General features: G+C 45.8%; 15 protein-coding genes. 5 read left to right on the top strand and 10 right to left on the bottom strand.

Translation table 11 applies throughout. The annotated features are described in order from the left end of the window. Positions 1-50: 50 nt before the first annotated feature. From rhaB to MKY14_RS02110, 7 genes are all read right to left on the bottom strand, one after another. On the bottom strand, positions 51-1,541 hold the full coding sequence (gene rhaB, locus MKY14_RS02140; RefSeq protein WP_340975675.1) for a rhamnulokinase: 1,491 nt from the start codon (positions 1,539-1,541) through the stop codon (positions 51-53). A 26-nt stretch (positions 1,542-1,567) separates the two neighbouring features. Further along, positions 1,568-2,296, bottom strand: a complete 729-nt coding sequence (locus MKY14_RS02135; RefSeq protein ID WP_248548013.1) for a LutC/YkgG family protein — start codon at positions 2,294-2,296, stop codon at positions 1,568-1,570. Then, entirely contained in the window at positions 2,289-3,842 is a 1,554-nt protein-coding gene (locus MKY14_RS02130; protein WP_340975671.1) for a LutB/LldF family L-lactate oxidation iron-sulfur protein, read from the bottom strand. The genes MKY14_RS02135 and MKY14_RS02130 overlap by 8 nt, the downstream gene beginning before the upstream one ends. Beyond that, a complete protein-coding gene (locus tag MKY14_RS02125; RefSeq protein ID WP_036689769.1) occupies positions 3,839-4,567 on the bottom strand; it encodes a (Fe-S)-binding protein in 729 nt (242 codons plus the stop codon). Before MKY14_RS02125 ends, MKY14_RS02130 begins: the two co-directional genes overlap by 4 nt. A gap of 26 nt (positions 4,568-4,593) precedes the next feature. Continuing rightward, positions 4,594-5,352, bottom strand: coding sequence for a DeoR/GlpR family DNA-binding transcription regulator (locus tag MKY14_RS02120; protein WP_036689767.1), 759 nt, complete (start codon positions 5,350-5,352; stop codon positions 4,594-4,596). 40 nt (positions 5,353-5,392) lie between these two features. Further along, complete coding sequence (locus MKY14_RS02115) at positions 5,393-7,462, bottom strand: bifunctional aldolase/short-chain dehydrogenase (RefSeq protein WP_340034336.1); 2,070 nt, start codon at positions 7,460-7,462, stop codon at positions 5,393-5,395. Positions 7,463-7,677: 215 nt separating this feature from the next. After that, positions 7,678-8,178 (bottom strand): GNAT family N-acetyltransferase, encoded by a 501-nt coding sequence (locus tag MKY14_RS02110; protein WP_076130357.1) that lies wholly within the window; start codon positions 8,176-8,178, stop codon positions 7,678-7,680. 381 nt (positions 8,179-8,559) lie between these two features. On the opposite strand from MKY14_RS02110, the gene MKY14_RS02105 reads away from it, so the two are divergent. Both MKY14_RS02105 and MKY14_RS02100 read left to right on the top strand, forming a co-directional pair. After that, the gene (locus MKY14_RS02105; RefSeq protein WP_076130358.1) at positions 8,560-9,468 is read left to right on the top strand and encodes an alpha/beta fold hydrolase; all 909 of its coding nucleotides are present in this window, start codon (positions 8,560-8,562) and stop codon (positions 9,466-9,468) included. A 29-nt stretch (positions 9,469-9,497) separates the two neighbouring features. Then, positions 9,498-10,364 (top strand): sugar phosphate isomerase/epimerase family protein, encoded by an 867-nt coding sequence (locus MKY14_RS02100; RefSeq protein ID WP_076130359.1) that lies wholly within the window; start codon positions 9,498-9,500, stop codon positions 10,362-10,364. 63 nt (positions 10,365-10,427) lie between these two features. Here the strand turns inward: MKY14_RS02100 and MKY14_RS02095 are convergent, their stop codons facing one another. Then, the gene (locus MKY14_RS02095; RefSeq protein WP_340975670.1) at positions 10,428-10,664 is read right to left on the bottom strand and encodes a hypothetical protein; all 237 of its coding nucleotides are present in this window, start codon (positions 10,662-10,664) and stop codon (positions 10,428-10,430) included. Between the two features lie 142 nt (positions 10,665-10,806). Here MKY14_RS02095 and MKY14_RS02090 point away from each other — a divergent pair, with 142 nt between their 5' ends. Both MKY14_RS02090 and MKY14_RS02085 read left to right on the top strand, forming a co-directional pair. Further along, positions 10,807-11,835 carry a glycosyltransferase family 4 protein gene (locus MKY14_RS02090; RefSeq protein ID WP_076130360.1) on the top strand — a complete coding sequence of 343 codons (1,029 nt, stop codon included), beginning with the start codon at positions 10,807-10,809 and terminating at the stop codon, positions 11,833-11,835. 156 nt (positions 11,836-11,991) lie between these two features. Then, positions 11,992-12,960, top strand: a complete 969-nt coding sequence (locus MKY14_RS02085) for a glycoside hydrolase family 43 protein (RefSeq protein WP_076130361.1) — start codon at positions 11,992-11,994, stop codon at positions 12,958-12,960. A 73-nt stretch (positions 12,961-13,033) separates the two neighbouring features. Here the strand turns inward: MKY14_RS02085 and MKY14_RS02080 are convergent, their stop codons facing one another. Next, a complete protein-coding gene (locus tag MKY14_RS02080) occupies positions 13,034-13,828 on the bottom strand; it encodes an AraC family transcriptional regulator (RefSeq protein WP_076130362.1) in 795 nt (264 codons plus the stop codon). A 133-nt stretch (positions 13,829-13,961) separates the two neighbouring features. Between MKY14_RS02080 and MKY14_RS02075 the strand changes: the two genes are divergently transcribed. Continuing rightward, on the top strand, positions 13,962-15,305 hold the full coding sequence (locus MKY14_RS02075) for a glycoside hydrolase family 30 protein (RefSeq protein ID WP_340975669.1): 1,344 nt from the start codon (positions 13,962-13,964) through the stop codon (positions 15,303-15,305). An 89-nt stretch (positions 15,306-15,394) separates the two neighbouring features. Here MKY14_RS02075 and MKY14_RS02070 read toward each other — a convergent pair whose 3' ends face one another. After that, a complete protein-coding gene (locus MKY14_RS02070; RefSeq protein ID WP_340975667.1) occupies positions 15,395-17,812 on the bottom strand; it encodes a glycoside hydrolase family 31 protein in 2,418 nt (805 codons plus the stop codon). Between the last annotated feature and the right edge of the window lie 16 nt (positions 17,813-17,828).

Below are 17,828 nucleotides of genomic sequence, written 5' to 3'. Positions count from 1 at the left end.
TGAGAGGCATTTTTGCCTCTCTTTGGCTCGTTTTCCACTAAACTTAGCTACTAATTAACGACCTGCAGCCGGGCGAACTGTGCCAAAGCCGCTTCTTTGGTCGTGGGGTCCATCCCCTTCGGTATATAAGATGTTACTTGGAATGAACGACTTATAATTTCTCTCGCCTCTTGAAGATCAGTTACAGCACCCGTGCTGATCATCTGCACAACCAGATTGCCTAAAGCCGTAGATTCTGTTGGTCCGGCGTGAATTTCCATCTCCAGCAGATCTGCCGTAATCTGGCACAACAGGCCGTTATTCGCACCTCCGCCAACGATATGCAACCTCTCTAAGTTGTCACCCGTCAATTGCTGGAGATCCTGAATGTAGAAATAATAAGATAAAGCAAGACTATCAAAAACACATCGAGCTATTTCCCCAAGCGTTTGAGGGACCAGCTGTCCTGCTTCCACACAATAGCTGCGGATCTCGTCAATCATGCTCTGTGGATTCATAAATCGTTCATCATTGCAATAAATGATCGATCTAAAGGGGATTTCTTGTGCTGCCAGCTCTACCAGCTCGCCGAAGCTGTATTGTCCGCCGTACTCCTCACGAACCTTTTGAATCAACCACATGCCCATAATGTTTTTAAGAAACCGGAATGAGCCGTAGGCTCCCCATTCATTCGTATAGTTGCGTAACATTGCCTCTTTACTTGTGATGGCTGAACCCCGTTCCACCCCGATGAGTGACCAAGTACCACTACTGAGAAATCCCCATTTCTCGCTGTTTGCCGGAACCCCTAATACAGCTGATGCTGTATCATGAGAGGCTACTGCTATGAACTCGCAATCTGGAAGATCACCGCGAGCCGCCAAGTCCTCCGTCAACCTCCCAACGGGTTCCCCAGGTTCTGTTAAGGGAGGGAATTGCTCTTTTGAAAGACCAAGCACCGACAGAAGATCCTCATCGTAATCACGAGTGTGAAGATTCAGCATCCCAGAGGTGGAACCTATCGTCACTTCACTAATCTTGCGACCCGTAAGCCGATAATAAAGATAATCAGGGACCAGCAGGATGGAATGTGCTGCTTCCAGCTCCGCCTGATCATGCACAAACAGTTGATACAACGTATTTATCGGGAGATATTGTATCCCCACTTTTCCGTAAACGCTTTCAGTTGAGATGTTACGATGCAGCCTCTCTATCGCTCCATCCGTTCGGGAGTCACGATAAGAAAAAACCTCATGGATCCGCGCTCCCTCCTGATCGAGAAGTACATAATCGACACCCCAAGTATCGATGCCCACGGTGCAGCGCTCGATCCCTCTAGCCTTGGCCTGCTGTAAGCCCTTGACGATTTCAGCAACTAAATAATCTATATCCCAATATAGATTACCATTTTGTTCAGCGAATCCATTACTGAAGCGATGAATTTCTTCTATAGACAGGGTTCTTCCCGGCTGCTGCAAGGTTCCACAGACCACTCTCCCACTAGAGGCTCCGATATCAACAGCAATATGATTCTGAATTTGATTATGAGCTTGTGTATTCATCCCTATACAACACTCCTTATCTCCTATCAGCCTACTAGCAAAGCGAATACGATTCCTGGACCATGCACGCCTATCGTCAGATCATTCTCAATATCCGCTGAACGGCTAGGTCCGGAGATAAAATGGATGCCCGCCGGCAGCCCCGATGGCCCAGCTTCATCAAAATCAATAAGCACCTCACCGAGACGAGTCTTCAGCCGCTCCAATGGAACGATGGCAACTAATGCGGTAGGTAATAAGCTGACTGAACGGCCTTTATTCTCAGAGGACAGCACAGTAATGGAGCCTGTATAGGCAACTGCATAATCCGCAATCACAATTCCAATATCAGCCTCGGCCGCCCTAGCTTTCCATGCCTCCTGATCATCTGTATTCCAGACAGACACCCGTGTATCAGTGAGTTCCTCCTCTAGTCGAAGTGCTGCTAGCTCGGTGACATTTTGCCGGAGAATATACCGTGCGAGCATCTCATTGACTTTGCTGACGATGAAAGCTTTGGCTTCATCCATATCCTTCACACGAAATACATGACCACCGGCGCTTTGAAAATTCGCCGTAAATTGTTCAATCCTTTCCTCCGGACTCCACTGGAATTGCTGCCAATACTGCGGTGCGCCGCGAAAAGGATGTGCAGGAGCTTCAGTAATTCTCGGCCGCTTCAGGCGGCGAGCGATATCATTCATGAATGTCTGCTGCTTTTCACGTGAATCCTGCTCCATACGTTCCAACCAGTTACTGTGCGTCTCTTCAGTCATGTCCGGCCCCTCCTTCCAGCTCTTCCCGCTTCCGCTTCGCTAGTAAATCTTCCATTCGCTTCTGTATCGCCGGGTCCATTTCGCGACTGTTCTTGTCTAGCTCCTGTTGCAGCCCCTTCCAGCTCTCACGGAAGGATTGATCTGCCAGCTTCGGGGCGATCCGATAATTGTTCCAGCCTTTCAGCGGCCCCAGTTTCGACGAAATTCCTCCGTCTCGCACGAGCAGCTTTTGCCCGATTCTACCTACCTTCATCACATTACTAAATCGCTGTGACTTCGCCATAATCGCCCCAAAACCCTTCATGCCGAGACCTTCTCCCTTATCCCCATAACCACGTTCAACCTTCCGCCGCCGTAAATAGATGAGCATATCATGCAGAGGAATTTTGACCGGACAGGCTTCATAACATGCTCCGCACAGGCTAGAGGCTGAGGCGATGTCATCCCATTGATCTACATTTTTATTCAACGCCGGGGTCAACACCGCTCCTATAGGTCCGCTATACGTTCCCCCATATGCATGACCGCCAATATGACGGTAGACAGGACAAGCATTCAGACAAGCTCCACAGCGGATACAGTTCAGCAGCTCCTGAAACTCAGGATCACCTAGCTGCTCAGATCGGCCATTATCAAGAATAATAATATGCTGCTCTTCCGGCCCATCACCGTCATTATCCCTGCGGGGACCAGAAATACCCGACATATATACCGTTAACTTCTGCCCTGTTGCCGAACGAGGCAATAATGTAGCCATCACTTCAAGATCACTCCACGAAGGAATAATCCGCTCCATCCCCATCAGGGTAATTTGTGTTTTCGGTAAAGTGGTGACCATACGAGCGTTGCCTTCATTCTCGAACAGCACCATCGAACCCGTCTCTGCAATAGCAAAGTTACAGCCAGTCATTCCGATATCCGCATCAAGGAACTTCTCTCTCAGCTTTCGCCGTACAAATCCAGCAAGAATAGTAGTTTCAGGCAAAAGCTCCTCCCCTGCCTCTTTGGACAACAGCTCGGCAATCTGGTAGCGGTTCTTATGAATCGCCGGAATAATGATATGTGACGGGGTTTCCCCGGCAAGCTGGATAATATACTCCCCCAGATCCGTCTCTATGGTCTCCACACCAATGGATTCCAGCGCCTTATTTAAATGCAGCTCCTCAGTAACCATTGATTTAGATTTGACCACAGAAGCTGCCTGTTTTCGCTGCGCGATTTCAAGGGCAATCTTCACAGCCTCTTCACCCGTTGCTGCAAAATGAATATGTGTGCCGTTTGCTCTTGCCTTGTCTGCAAAAAGGTTCAAATAGTAATCAAGATGGGCGATCGTGTGTAGACGAATTTGCCGCCCACGTTCACGCCACTCTTCCCATTGACCGTGATCGTTAGCCGCTTTTTGTTTTCCATCACGCAGTCTCTCTGTGGTAAAACGAACAGCCTTTCGTAAAAAGTCATTATTCAGTGCCAAGTCTGCACGCTCTTTTACTGTTGTTGGCTTTCCATTCTCTGAACTCGCCGTGGAATTGGTGGTGGCTTGGCTCATTTATCAGTCACCCCCTCATATAGCAGTTCTGCTAAATGCATAACTCGAACGGGTTCGCGGCGGTAACGCAGATTCCCGGCAATATTCATCAGACAACCCATATCCAGACCCGTTAGGATTTCTGCTTCCGTCTCCAGCACATGATCTGATTTCTCAGTGACCATCGCCCCGGAGATATCAGACATTTTCACGGCAAAGGTTCCACCAAACCCACAGCAGTCCTCAGCAAAAGGCAGTGGTACCAGCTCCATCGCCTTCACATTTTGCATAAGCTGCATAGGTTCGTCGCGAATCCCTAGAATCCTTGTGCCATGACAGGAAGGATGATAGGTAACCTTATGCGGAAACACTGCTCCTAAATCAGTTACGCCAAGCACCTGCACCATAAACTGGCTGAATTCATAGGATTTACGTTGCAAATTCTGCGCCTTGACCAGATTAACCGGATCATCCTGAAACAGCTTAGGGTAATGATGAAGCATCCCCGTACAGGATCCGGAAGGTGCAATGACAAAATCACTGTCATCGAAGGCCTGCAGAATCGTAAGTGCAGCTTGCCGCGCTTCATTCCAATATCCACTGTTGTACGCAGGCTGTCCGCAGCAGGTCTGCACCTCCGGGAACTCCAGCTGTACGCCATATCTGGCCAGCAGACGAGCCATGGCTTCCCCGACCTTCGGGAACACGGCATCGCTGACGCAAGTTATAAACATCGATACCTTCATGCCTTCACCTCCTGCACAACTATTTACTACACCGTCGTTATTGCGATGTTCAGCTTCTGCAACTGCTTCATTTGTTCTTCAACAGGGCTGTAATCCGTTATTAGAACATCCACATCACTAGGAGCCGCAAAATGTGTGAACGCTTGAATTCCGAATTTACTGGAATCGCATAATAAGATCACTTGCTCCGCTATAGAAATCATCTTTCGTTTCACCATAGCTTGCAGCTCATTTGATTCACTAGCGCCACGTTCGAGATGAAATCCTTTACAGGAAAAAAACATTTTATCCACGTGATACAATTCAAGCGAACGTTCTGCTAAATGACCCACATAGGACATTGATCTGCGGCTCAGTTGCCCGCCTGTAGAAAAGACCTCGATCCGCTCCTTCCCGCTTAACTCTGCTGCCACTCTAGTAGAATTGGTCAACACAGTGAGCGGCATATCCGGCAAATGCGAAGCCATATACCAAGCCGTTGTACTGGCATCCAGTAAAATCCGATCGCCCGGCTTAATCATCATTACCGCCTCACGGGCAATCCGCTGTTTCTCCGCTGCATTCATGATTTCTCGTTCGGCATAAGGAGTCTCCGGTTGCCGGTCACGCAGGCTAACTGCTCCGCCATGCGAACGCAGCAGCCGCCCCGCTTTTTCCAATCGATCCAGATCGCGGCGAATGGTTTCTTCGGTCACTTGGCATAATGTACTCAATTCTGAGACACGGATGCTGCCACGTTCATTCACTAGTTCTACGATTCGTTCATATCTGTCTGCAATCAGCATGATTTCCCTCCGTTATCCCTATCTATATTCAAGCTACTTCTTATCTAGTAAAAGCTGCTGGCACTCCACCGTCGATTGTCAGCATACAACCCGTAGTTTTCTCTGACTTGGAAGAAGCAAAAAAAGCAACGCCTTCGGCAATATCACGTGGATAAATATTAACTAGCAGCGTCGTGCGTTTACGGTAATGCTCCTCTAATTGATCCGGCTCAATCCCGTAAGCAGCCGCCCGTTCATTACGCCAGTTCGAATTCCAGATGGCTGATCCTTGTAGAATTGCATCGGGCAGAATCGTATTGGCACGGATGCCAAACTCTCCACCTTCAGCTGCTATGCAGCGGGCCAGATGGGCTTCGAGCGCCTTGGCAGAACTGTAAGCCGAGACGCTTTTACCTGCAAAAATAGAATTTTTGGAGCCGATGAATACCATGCTGCCTCCGATTTTTTGCTCCTTCATCACTTTAAAAGCTTCGCGTGCAACGAGAAAATATCCTGTGCCCAGCACAGAAATATTCAAATTCCACTCTTTCAATGAAGTCTCATCAAACGGACTGGAGGTTGCAAGCCCAGCATTATTAACAATAATATCGACCCCGCCATAAAAAAGGGCTGTCTCCGCATAAGCTGCGGTTACCTGCTCTTCCTGAGTTACGTCCATTTTAACGGCGAATGCACGATTTTCACCATACTTAGCGTTAATCTCTTCCGCTACTTTTTGTGCACCCTCCAGATTGAGATCTGCCAATACAACATGCGCTCCTTCTGATACTAAACGACGAGCCGTCTCACTCCCAATTCCCCCGGCACCACCTGTAATAAAGGCAACTTTACGGGAGAACTCCGCTTCTGCCGGAGCCAAGGATAATTTATATAATTCCAGGGGCCAATATTCCACATTGTACGATTCATTCTCACTAAGAGAGACGAAATCTCCCAGCGCAGTAGCTCCGCGCATAACAGCAATCGCCCGGTGATACAAGGCTCCGCTGATCTTAGAATTGCTCCAGCTTTTACCTGTGTTGATCATGCCCACACCAGGGATCAGGATCACACGTGGCGCAGCCTCGAACATTACATCGCCTTCATGTTTATTACGGTCGAAGTACGCTTTGTACTGCTCCTTATAATCGCTAATCGCCTCGCTCAGCTTCACCTTCAAGCCATCGATATCATTGGTATTTGGCTCCCACGCAACAAAAAGCGGCTTCATTTTGGTATGTACCAAATGATCTGGACAAGCTGCGCCTACACCGGATAACTTCTCCGAGTCAGCCCCTCCTACAAAACGCAGCACATCCTCCGCATCGTCGAAGGTCAAAATCATTTTACGCTCATCGCTGACCGCGCCTCTGATCAGTGGCATCACTGCCGCCGCTACAGCCCGCCGCTCTGCTTCCGGAAGTGCTTCCGATTTACGGCCGCCAAATAGGTTCTGATCTTCAATTCTTTCTTCAATATAACTTTCCGCTTCGTTAATTATGGAGATTGTTTTGGCATAACAAGATTCAGGTGTATCCCCCCAAGTCACGAGACCGTGTTTCTCCATCAGCACTAATTCAGCTTTCGGGTTTGCGAGCACACCTTCGGCAATCATTTTGGATAAAGTGAAGCCTGGACGGATGTATGGCACCCATACGAAACGATCCCCATAAATCTCACGGGCAATTTCCTTACCGTTATGAGCGCAGCATAAACTGATAATGGCATCTGGATGCGTATGATCCACATGCTTGAAAGGTAAAAATGCATGCAGTAACGTTTCGATAGAAGCACGCGGATGTTTAGGATCAATCATACAATTTGCGAGATAAGCTACCATCTCTTCATCTGGCATTTCATCACGTTCAAATAACGGGGCAATATCCTGAAGCCTTAGTCCGGTAAAGTTGCCTGCTTTCATCGTAGCAAGGTCAGAGCCGCTGCCCTTTACCCACATTACTTCTACCTCACGCCCGCGAAAATCCAATTCTATCGTTTTGCTGGAGGTATTCCCTCCGCCAAAGTTACAGACTCTGCGATCTTCGCCCAGCAGATTAGAGCGGAACACTAATGCATCCAATCCCCCGTTTAATTTCGTTTCCCGAGATGAATCCCATAAGTTTTGTACCATTTGTGAATACCTCCGTTTTTGAATGTTTGTTTTTTTGTTTATTTTTGTTTGTTTTGATTTTAAACTATTTGTTTGTGTTTGAATAGAGCGCTTTCAACAAAATTTTAAATTTTTTCACATTTTAGACGAATCTCCATTGGATGAACTACAATAACATCGCGAATAACAAAAAAGAGCTGCCTCTTGGCAACTCCTCCCCTATTTTTCACACCAGCTTAAAGGGTGATCCAGTAGTTACATTTTTCATTCTCAATGCCATGTAGTATTCCTTTGTTCGCTTCAATAACCTTTCTCGAAGATATATTATCCGGCTCACAAGTCAGCATGACCTTATCAATCCCCATGTCCGCAGCTTTTTTTAACAGCTCTGCCAAAAAAATCGTACCATAACCCTTTCCTCTTTCACTGGGTCTGATACTATAACCGATGTGTCCACCGGACTTCCTCAATTGATCATTTAAGGAATGTCTTAGTTTTCCGACACCAACAGGATAAGCGTCAATCAGTAGCCAGTAGTTGGTTTGTGCTACATACTGTGGCGGAAGATTATCACCTTGTGAAAGTGCTATCCGATCCCGGATGAAATCAGGAAATTGACTGTAAGCCAGATCAAATCCGTTATTGACGAATCCATTCTCCCCCGGACCTATTTCCACAATCAGCTCAAAAATATCGCGTCCATCTGAAACACTAGCTTCCTTTAGCTCAACGAGCATAATCATCCCCACCTAGAACGTTATTAATAACTTCCCTATCAAAATTTACCGCAAAAGAGACCGGCATGCATTATTTAATTGCACATTCTACAACTAAAATGAACTTCAATGCTCACGCCTAATGTGTTAAGTGTACTTTGTGCAATTAAATTCGCCCAATTTAGCTGAATCAGCTAAATACGAGAGAAATAGTTGTACGAAGTACATCTATTTCACAGTAGTGAGAGTAAAGTAGCAATTTAGTTGTATGAAATACACTTATCTGGTCTGCACCCCTCTTTTCACAGGAATGTTCCTATTGCGCGCTCCTCCTTCCCCACTCTCGTAGTATACTTATTGGAATAAGATACAGATGTTGTATTTTCACTAAGGAGGTTTGTGATGGTAAATAGCTTTAAAAATGCCAAGGTGCAAGAACGAGTGTGGCAATCCTACCAACAGCTAGTTGATCAGTGGCCTATTCCTCTTGAAGAGCTCGATCTCCCAACCACATATGGGCTGACGCATTGTATCCTTACCGGGCAAAAGAGTAATCCCCCTTTATTTCTGTTTCATGGCGTTGGTGACAACTCGGCGGTCATGTGGCTCCTTAACATCGAGGAATTATCGCGGCATTTTTACTGCGTTGCTATTGATACTCTGGGCGGACCCGGAAAAAGTATTCCTAATGCGCACTTTAATAAACAAAAGTTTGAGCAGGTGGAATGGATTAATGAAATAGCCAAACATCTGAGCATAGACATCTTTAATATTGCAGGGGTGTCAAATGGCGCCTATATTGCTTTTAATTATGCAACCAAGCAACCGGACAAAGTGAACCGTGTGATTTGTTTGGAAGGCGGAATGGTCACCACACCCATCAAAGCCATGCTGCAAACGCTAATGATGATGTTCCCAGAGATTCTGATTCCCACGGATCGCAATTTACTGAAAGTGCTGAAGAAGTTAAGTGCGCCTGACTCCCCTTTATTTGACAATCACCCAGAAGTAGCTGCTCATCTAATTCTTTTAATGCGAGCTCATAATCAGCAAGCTATGTTTGTTCATAAGCTTCAAAAATATGATAAAAACGCCGCAGTTGCCGTCAGAGATAAGCTTTATTTTTTAGTAGGAGAACACGCGTTAAAACAATCAAAGGACTTCATAGATATTTTAGAGGATGGAAAGTTTCATTACCAAGTGATCCCCCGTGCGGGACACGGCATTAATCATGAGCAACCGGATAGAGTCAACACTGAAATCATCAATTTCCTGACCCGCGATAATGATAAATCACTTGCATCCTTATGAAAGCGTTACTATTATGAAGGTTATTACTCATACTTACTCTATTAAAGGAGAGGTTACTCATCAGATACGGAACTCTGGCCCACACATTTGGCTGCCTGCCGCTCAAGTCGTTAACTGCAACCCTTCAGAATTATGATATCGATTTTGTTCAGCTTGCATTATCCAAAGCCATTCAGGACATCGACACTTCTACCGGTAAACTAAGTCCAGGTCTTGCCAGCTATATTGGCGAACAATTTGACAAAGCAGGAATACGTATCGGTGTTTTGGGCTGTTACATCAACCCTGTTCATCCGGATCCTGTCATCCGGAGAGCTGAGATCAATCGTTTTAAAGAGCATCTTCGTTATGCCCGCCAATTCGGCGCACCTATGGTGGCAACAGAAACAGGTGCGCTGACTACTTTTCAAGCACAAGATCCGATCCATTACGAAGCTATCGGCTGGGATACGTTAAGGGCAACTGTAGAAGAACTTGCAGAGGAAGCTGAAAAATGGGGCGTTTTTCTAGGACTAGAAGGGGTCTGCACACATACACTTTCTACACCAGACAAGATGCGCCGCATCTTAGATGAAGTCCCATCAAGCTGTATAGGTGTTGTATTGGACCCTTGTAATTTTATTGGCACGGCTGCGCATTTGCAGGATCAAATTGTCGATGATTCCTTTAGATTATTCGGCGACCGTATCATTCTTGCGCATTTAAAAGATATCTATCAAGATGGTGAAAAAGCATACCACGGAAAAGCAGGCAGCGGAGTATTCCATACCGAGGCTTTCCTGCGCAAACTCCAAGGATATAAGCCAATGATCGATGTGTCATTAGAAGATATCAAGGATCTGGAGGTTAATGAAACCGTTGCTTTACTGAAGAAGCTTGCACCTATAACACAATAAAAATCCATTTCTGAGGATAGGTGTTAGCAGCAGCTGCGCATCTATCCCCAGCTTTATCTATGCTCAAAAATAATAATTCCAGTTATTGAGCAGATGATCATCCTCTTTCTGCAGCAATTTAGAGGCATATACGATTTGACCTGTATGATAGGAATAATGCTCTGCCGCTCCGATCATAATCTTTTGAATACTCCAAGTATAATTCTCCATTCCAGCCCCCTCAGGGAAACTAATGGTGACCTCCCGTTCTAGATCAGCCTTCGTCAAATTGCCCACCACCGAACGGCTTTCTTCCCTCATACTCCCCCCTCTTCCTTCTCCTTTTGTTTATAAACTTGATAAATGGTACTTTTCTATAGGAACTGAATAAAATAAGAAATAGAACGATTGAATAATATTGTTTCACTATTATAGCTCTAACTTGGAAGGGACGGGATTATCAATGAGATTCACATTCCCTATTCTGACCTTATCTCATGGCGGAGCACAACGTATGCTAGTAGAGCTCACCAATGGGCTGACAGACTTGGGTCATCAGGTCAATCTCCTTTTGCCTGTGGATGGCGCTATTTCTTATGATGTGCGCGCAAACGTAATCCGCTCCTCACATATGAATATTCACGAGCATGACTTTCCTCCCGGAGACGTCATTGTTTCTAATTATTATACAACTGTCCCCATCGCCCAAGCAGCAAGCCAACAAGGAAAAGGGGTTCATGTACGTTTATCTTTATGTTATGAGCCACCTTTTTTACCGGATAACGGACGCTCCTTCCCCTCCTATCACATCACTGAGCATCTAATCGTTTTATCACGTTGGCAGCAGGAGCTGATCCGTTTAAATCATGGTATCACCGGCAGTATCGTGCCCATTGGCATTAGCTCCTCTTTTAAAAATATGAATATCCGTCACAGTCTTCAAGAGCCTTTAAACATAACAGCTATATTAAGAAAAACAGAACGAGGTTTCTCCTGGCACCGTGAGCAAGATTATCTTATAGAACAGCTGGATTACGTAAAAAGCCAATATCCCGATGTAAATATTAACTTCATCAGTCCGCCTGACGAGTTCAACACCTCAGAAATTCTCCAAAGAATGAAAGCTACTGGCAAATATCGGTTCTTTACGCCAGCAAATGATGAGGAGCTCTGCTATCACTATAACGGTGCGGATATTTTTGTTAGCTCAAGTATTTTTGATACAGGCTCTTTACCGGGACTTGAGGCCATGCGTTGTGGAGCAGCGTTAGTCTGTGTATATTCAGGCGGGAATATGGAATACGCCCATCACAAGAAAAACTGTTTGCTCTCTTATCGATATGAGAACCGGCTCGGTGAAGATGTCATCCGCTTAATACGTGATCCCAACTTAAGAACTAAATTAGCGGAGCAGGGGGAAAGATATTCGCGCAAATGGACTTGGGAAAATAGTGTCAGATTATTTGAACAAGCGATCACAGATTTATTTTAAAATATAAAAAAGCAAGTCTCCGATGACCGAGATTTGCTTTTTTATTGATCCAAAAGAATCATTGACTAGAGAAATAATACAAGATATTATGTAAGCGTTATCAATTGAAAAATAATGAAACACTTTAGGGAAATCTAAACTAAAAGGAGAAGAAATATGGCGAAAAAAGGTAGGCAAGGTTATCGGTTGTTATTGTTGTCTTTTTTAATGCTTTTTACAACTGTTTTTTCAGCAGGATCGCAAGCTTATGCAGCAACCTGGAATCTGACTGGAGATACCAATGTACACGACCCTTCATATATCAAAGAGGGAAACACACATTGGGTATTCAGCACGGGATCAGGTCTCCAAGTGATGTTTTCAAACGATGGAACGAACTATATTCGCTCCCTCCCGATTTATAACTCGAAACCCTCCTGGTGGAGCTCTTACGTTCCCAATCAAGAAGGGCTAGATGTATGGGCTCCAGAAATTTTCTACTATAACGGTACCTATTACCTCTATTATTCTATCTCCACATTCGGCTCAAGAGTGTCTGCTATTGGTTTAGTAACTACTAAATCGATCTCCGGGGGAAAATGGACGGACCAAGGTGTCGTTATCTCGTCAAATGACGCCTCCAATTATAACGCCATTGATCCTAACATTACGGCAGATGCTAACGGAAACCTATGGATGACCTTCGGTTCCTGGAGCAACGGGATTTACATTACCTCCATCAACAAAACAACCATGAAGCCAACGGGCAACTCCTATCGCATTGCCACTAAATCCGGGGGGATTGAAGGCTCCAGCATGGTTTACAATCCAAATACCGGATATTATTATCTATTCGTATCCATTGGCCAATGCTGCTCAGGCGTAAACAGCACCTATAAAATTGCAGTGGGACGCTCAACCAGCGTACTGGGTCCTTTCTATGCAAAGGACGGTACTGATATGAAAAATGGCGGGGCTACGGTCATCGATAGCGGCAACAGTTTTTGGGCGGGTCCTGGTGGACAGGATATATACGGAACCAACGTTATCGTCCGCCATGCTTACAGTGTCGCCGAGAATGGTGCACCCAAATTGTTAATCAGTGATCTCGAATGGGATTCAGCTGGCTGGCCTTACTATAATTAACGTCTAATCGAGGAGTTGCCCCTAAGCCCTATTCTGTGATTTATGGGGCAGCTTCTTTTTACTGCTAAACCTTCTACTCTCTCTTTCGATAAATACCTGGCGAGACACCATAACGCTCCCGAAACACCCTGTGAAAATAGGTATAACTTCCAAACCCCGTCTCCTCTGCTATACGCTCTAAGGTGTAATTGGTATTGTCCATTAATCTCAGTGCCATCGCAAGCCGGATTTGCCCCGCATATTGCATAATAGAATAACCGAATTGGATTTTGAATACATGCACGGCCCTTGTCACACTAATTCCAGCATGAGCGGCTACGTCCTTTAGTCTGATCTCTGAAGTAGCATGCTCCTCCACATAACTCTTCATCTTAAGTCCGTGTAGAAGTGAAGCCGAAGATGATGCAGGTGCCTCTTCCATAGCCCGATCTAACAGCAAACATAAAGCTTTAAATAGCGCTTCTAGTATTTCAGGGCTACCCCCGTCTAGTCTTCTATTCTCCAGATCAAGCTGTTGCCATATACTTTGCAGCTTACCATCATCCGCAATTCTAACCTTTTTGGGTCGCTCACGCAGGTTCCACCAGTGGTCCACCCATTCCCCTGTACACATTACAAAATAGTCCACACTATGTCCCAGAGGACTTTTCTTTTCACCGATTCTCAGATCATATATATCATAGGGCTTAAATAATAGTAGATCCCCAGGTACTACGGTAGTCATTTCTCCATCAATGAGGACTTCACATTCCCCTTCGGCTTGCAGCCTGATGATATAGGTATCCAACCCACTGCGATATAGTTGCCGAAAAGGCTGAGTATGGCGGATAAATCCACACAAACTAATTTGAACGCTGTTTGTTTCCATCGCATTTGCTCCTCTTTCTATAGTAATCAATGACCAGATTGTTGAGGTTCTTAGCCATATAGTTTCTTCAAAGTGCAGTGAATCTCCTTCTATAATAAAGACAGAATTCATATGTAGGAGGTTATCAACCATTATGAGTAAAACTATTCGCGTCATTCAAACCGCTAAAGAAACCACGGATCGTTTAACAGAAAAGGACCCTCTGATTTTCCTTCCCGATACGTCAGGAGTCGAATCAGAGCTAATCAATATCTATGATGATCTGGAGTATCAAGAAATTGAAGGCTTTGGTGGAGCCCTTACGGAGTCCTCTGCCGTTACTATCGCTAAACTTAGTGAAGCTAAACAAAAAGACATCATTGACGCTTATTTTCATCCTGAGCACGGCATCGGATACACCCTTTGCCGCTCACACATCCAAAGCTGCGACTTCTCACTGGGCAACTATGCTTATGTAGAGGAAGGCGATGCGGAGCTACGTTCATTCGATATTTCCAGAGATCACGAATCAATTATCCCCCTCATAAAAAATGCTGCCGCAGCAGTAGGTGAAGATTTTCGTCTGTTCTCTTCCCCATGGAGTCCTCCAGCGTTCATGAAGACAAACGGGCAAATGAACGAAGGCGGAGCTCTTAAGCCTGAATATCGTGAGGCTTGGGCTAACATGTTCGTTAAATATATTGAGGCGTACGCTGCAGAAGGGATTGATATCTGGGCTGTCAGTGTTCAGAATGAAGCCAAAGCTGTACAAAGATGGGATTCCTGCCTGTATACCGCTGAAGAAGAAAAGGATTTTGTGCGTGACTACTTGGGACCTGCTCTGGAACAAGCGGGCTTGGGCCATGTAAAAGTTATGATCTGGGATCATAACAAAGAACGGGTATATGACCGTGCTAAGGTTGCTTTTGAAGATCAAGCAGCGTCCAAATACATATGGGGAATCTGCTTCCATTGGTATTCCGGTGATCACTTCGAAGCCCTCTCTGCTGTACATGATCGTTTCCCAGATAAAAAGCTGTTCTTCAGCGAAGGCTGCCAAGAAGGTGGCGTTCATCTCGGCTCATGGAACACCGGTGAACGTTACGGACATGATATCATTGGCAATCTGAACAACTGGATGTCGAGCTGGACAGACTGGAACATTGTCTTGGATGAGCAAGGTGGACCTAATCATGTAGGAAATTACTGTGACGCTCCAATTATCGGAGATACCAAAAACGATGAAATTACTTTTGAGAGCTCTTTCTATTACATCGGGCACTTCAGTAAATATATTCGTCCGGGTGCTAAACGCATTGGTTTCTCCAAATATACAGATAAGCTTGAAACAACAGCTTTCCGCAACCCTGATGGCACTATTGCTGTTATCGTTATGAACCGCACAGAGCAAGAGCTTCCATTCACCCTGCGCTTCCATGACGAACTGGCTGAGAACATGATTCCGGCTCATGCCATTCAAACCCTGCTAATTAAGTAGCAGCGGTTCATTCCTAATAAAAAAGAGGTTCTCTTTATGCCAGCGCACAGAGAGAACCTCCTTTTTTATTAAATTAAATGAAATAGTGCTTAAAGTCTTGCCGACAGTATTTCGCATAACGCTCCATACAGTGTATGTTCAAGATCCAACGAGGCAAGAGAAGCCAGGGCTGCCATCGGCGTTACTGCTGCTTTGACTACATGGTAAATTTGTTCTTTCAATTGGAAAAGAATTTGCGCACGGTTCAGAAGGCTGAACACCTCATCATCTACCGAATTCACCGCAATCCGGGCATCTGTGAACGTTACCTCCAATGAATGCTCTACCGCTTGATCCGAAATCATGATCGTAAGCGTATGTGTAGCCTCATCATAGTCCATGTTTGCTTCGATTTCTGTGCCGCCAGCGAATACCTGTACCTTCGTATCAGCAAAACCAACAAAGGACAGCTTCCACGATCTCCGCTCAGGCACAACCTTTGTATTTCCCTTAGCAGAGAGGATCTTGAAGCTCGCTCTATCCCCCATTTCCAGGATCATTTCTGTATCACACCATTGATCGTCCTGATCCTCCGCAGTATCGCCCTCATCCTCCCAGAGATGAAAATGACCCCTTCCTCCCGCAAATACACGGACCTCCATATGCCTCGGATTATCCACTGAAGAGGTAAATTGCGTCAGATCTGCCATGGGCACAATAGCACCCGCTTTAGCTAATACAGGGATATTCTCAAGATTACGATAAAGAGAAAGCTTTCTGCCACCGTCGTACACTCTTCCGTTAAAAAAATCTATCCAAATCCCTTCAGGTAACCAAGCCTTAAATTCGGCAACGCCTACCTTTGGGTTGACCGGCTGTGTAATCGGACAGGCAATAAGTTCCGTTCCGAAATAATATTCATTGGGCACTTCATAGGCTTCATTCGACAACGCATGATGATAATACATCGGTCGGATTAGCGGAAGACTATCGCGGCTGGCATAGCGATTCATCGTGTACAGATAGGGAAGTAAACTATGCCGCAAACGCAGGCAATCCTTCATCACATCTTCCGCAATCTTATTGAATCGCCATGGCTCCTTGCTGTTAAAGGCACTAGCAGAACTATGTAACCGCAGAATAGGCGAAAACACACCGAATTGCACCCAGCGCATTGCCAACTCATCGTCTAAATAACCATTCATATGGCCCCCGATATCATGGCTCCACCAACCATATCCCACGTTAGCGGCGTTGGCTGTGAAGTATGGCTGGAAATCCAGCGACTCCCAAGTAACAATGGTATCTCCAGAGAAGCCCACAGGATAACGATGGCTGCCAAGACCTGCATAACGGGAAAAAGTAATCTGCCGGTTGCCTCGCCGGCCGCTATCCAGATAGTGATAATGGTTCAGCATCCAAAGCGGATCTAGTCCCGGTACTTTAGTCACTCCACCCTGCTGCCAATCAATCCACCAGAAGTCCACACCTTCATTCTCTAGCGGATGATGCAGAAACTTAAAGTATGCTCGCAAAAAATTCGGATCCGTGATATCAAATTCCACAGCATCCCCTTTTTCCGGGTCCATACCCATCTCCGCAGCAATGGCAAGATAAGGATCTTCAAACGCCCGTACACCGTCTGCTGGATGTACGTTGAGCGTTACTCGAAGTCCTTTTTCATGCAGCCATGCCAAAAATCTTTGAGGCTCCGGAAACAGTTCCCGGTTCCAGGTATAACCCGTCCAACCACTGCCGTACTGCGGATCAATATCGACGAGATGCCAATCCATATCTATAACAGCGACGGAAAACGGAATTCGTTCGAGCTCAAACCGCTCCATTAACGCTTTGTATTCTTCTTCTGAATATCGGTAATAACGGCTCCACCAGTTGCCAAGGGCATAACGTGGCAATAGGGGCGTACGACCGCAAAGGTGATAGAAATCCTTCAAGCAGTGCAAATAATCATGACCGTATCCAAAAAAATAAACATCGAGGCCAGCCAACGCCCGTAGCTCGACCCGTCCATCCTCTTCCAGTACTAGGGAGGTGCTATCATCAATTAACGTATACCCCGCACGTGAAAGTAGTCCGTGCTCCAGCGGAATGGCACCATCTGCATTATCCAGGGTACGTGCAGTCCCTCCCAAATCTTGGACTGTATCTCCATAATTCCAGACACTCATTAGGTGACCCGCTTCGTTTCTCACCCGAACATTGAGACCATGCCGGGAGAAAGGCTGCTTGTCATAAGTTAAATACAGGCGCTCCGTAATCAACTCAAGTTTATTCCCCAGATCCATTACGCGGAACTCTGGAACCGGGAAATTGCGATTCACAACGGTCTGCGACGCCCGATCTTCGAAAAAACCTTCCTCACTATATTCCATCCGGATAAGCTCCGGAGTTAAGACAGTGAACCGATAGCACTCCCCCTGAATAATCGCGTCAGCATTACTGCCTGGTTCAGAATGCAGCTTTAATTGGGCCGCCAAAGGGGTTGGCTCTTTCATTATATTTCCCATCAAGTAAAAACCTCAT

Source organism: Paenibacillus sp. FSL R5-0887, from assembly GCF_038002305.1.
Lineage (GTDB): Bacteria > Bacillota > Bacilli > Paenibacillales > Paenibacillaceae > Paenibacillus_AQ > Paenibacillus_AQ odorifer.
The sequence above is the reverse complement of the archived record's forward strand: the minus strand, read 5'-3'. Positions and strand labels throughout refer to the sequence as shown.

Excerpts from the sequence above, each read along its gene's own strand:
- rhaB (WP_340975675.1), bottom strand. The coding sequence starts at position 1,541 with ATGAATACACAAGCTCATAATCAAATTCAGAATCATATTGCTGTTGAT.
- MKY14_RS02110 (WP_076130357.1), bottom strand. The coding sequence starts at position 8,178 with ATGCTCGTTGAGCTAAAGGAAGCTAGTGTTTCAGATGGACGCGATATT.
- MKY14_RS02095 (WP_340975670.1), bottom strand. The coding sequence starts at position 10,664 with ATGAGGGAAGAAAGCCGTTCGGTGGTGGGCAATTTGACGAAGGCTGAT.
- MKY14_RS02115 (WP_340034336.1), bottom strand. The coding sequence starts at position 7,462 with ATGGTACAAAACTTATGGGATTCATCTCGGGAAACGAAATTAAACGGG.
- MKY14_RS02080 (WP_076130362.1), bottom strand. The coding sequence starts at position 13,828 with ATGGAAACAAACAGCGTTCAAATTAGTTTGTGTGGATTTATCCGCCAT.
- MKY14_RS02135 (WP_248548013.1), bottom strand. The coding sequence starts at position 2,296 with ATGACTGAAGAGACGCACAGTAACTGGTTGGAACGTATGGAGCAGGAT.
- MKY14_RS02070 (WP_340975667.1), bottom strand. The coding sequence starts at position 17,812 with ATGGGAAATATAATGAAAGAGCCAACCCCTTTGGCGGCCCAATTAAAG.
- MKY14_RS02085 (WP_076130361.1), top strand. The coding sequence starts at position 11,992 with ATGGCGAAAAAAGGTAGGCAAGGTTATCGGTTGTTATTGTTGTCTTTT.
- MKY14_RS02130 (WP_340975671.1), bottom strand. The coding sequence starts at position 3,842 with ATGAGCCAAGCCACCACCAATTCCACGGCGAGTTCAGAGAATGGAAAG.
- MKY14_RS02105 (WP_076130358.1), top strand. The coding sequence starts at position 8,560 with ATGGTAAATAGCTTTAAAAATGCCAAGGTGCAAGAACGAGTGTGGCAA.
- MKY14_RS02120 (WP_036689767.1), bottom strand. The coding sequence starts at position 5,352 with ATGCTGATTGCAGACAGATATGAACGAATCGTAGAACTAGTGAATGAA.
- MKY14_RS02075 (WP_340975669.1), top strand. The coding sequence starts at position 13,962 with ATGAGTAAAACTATTCGCGTCATTCAAACCGCTAAAGAAACCACGGAT.
- MKY14_RS02090 (WP_076130360.1), top strand. The coding sequence starts at position 10,807 with ATGAGATTCACATTCCCTATTCTGACCTTATCTCATGGCGGAGCACAA.
- MKY14_RS02125 (WP_036689769.1), bottom strand. The coding sequence starts at position 4,567 with ATGAAGGTATCGATGTTTATAACTTGCGTCAGCGATGCCGTGTTCCCG.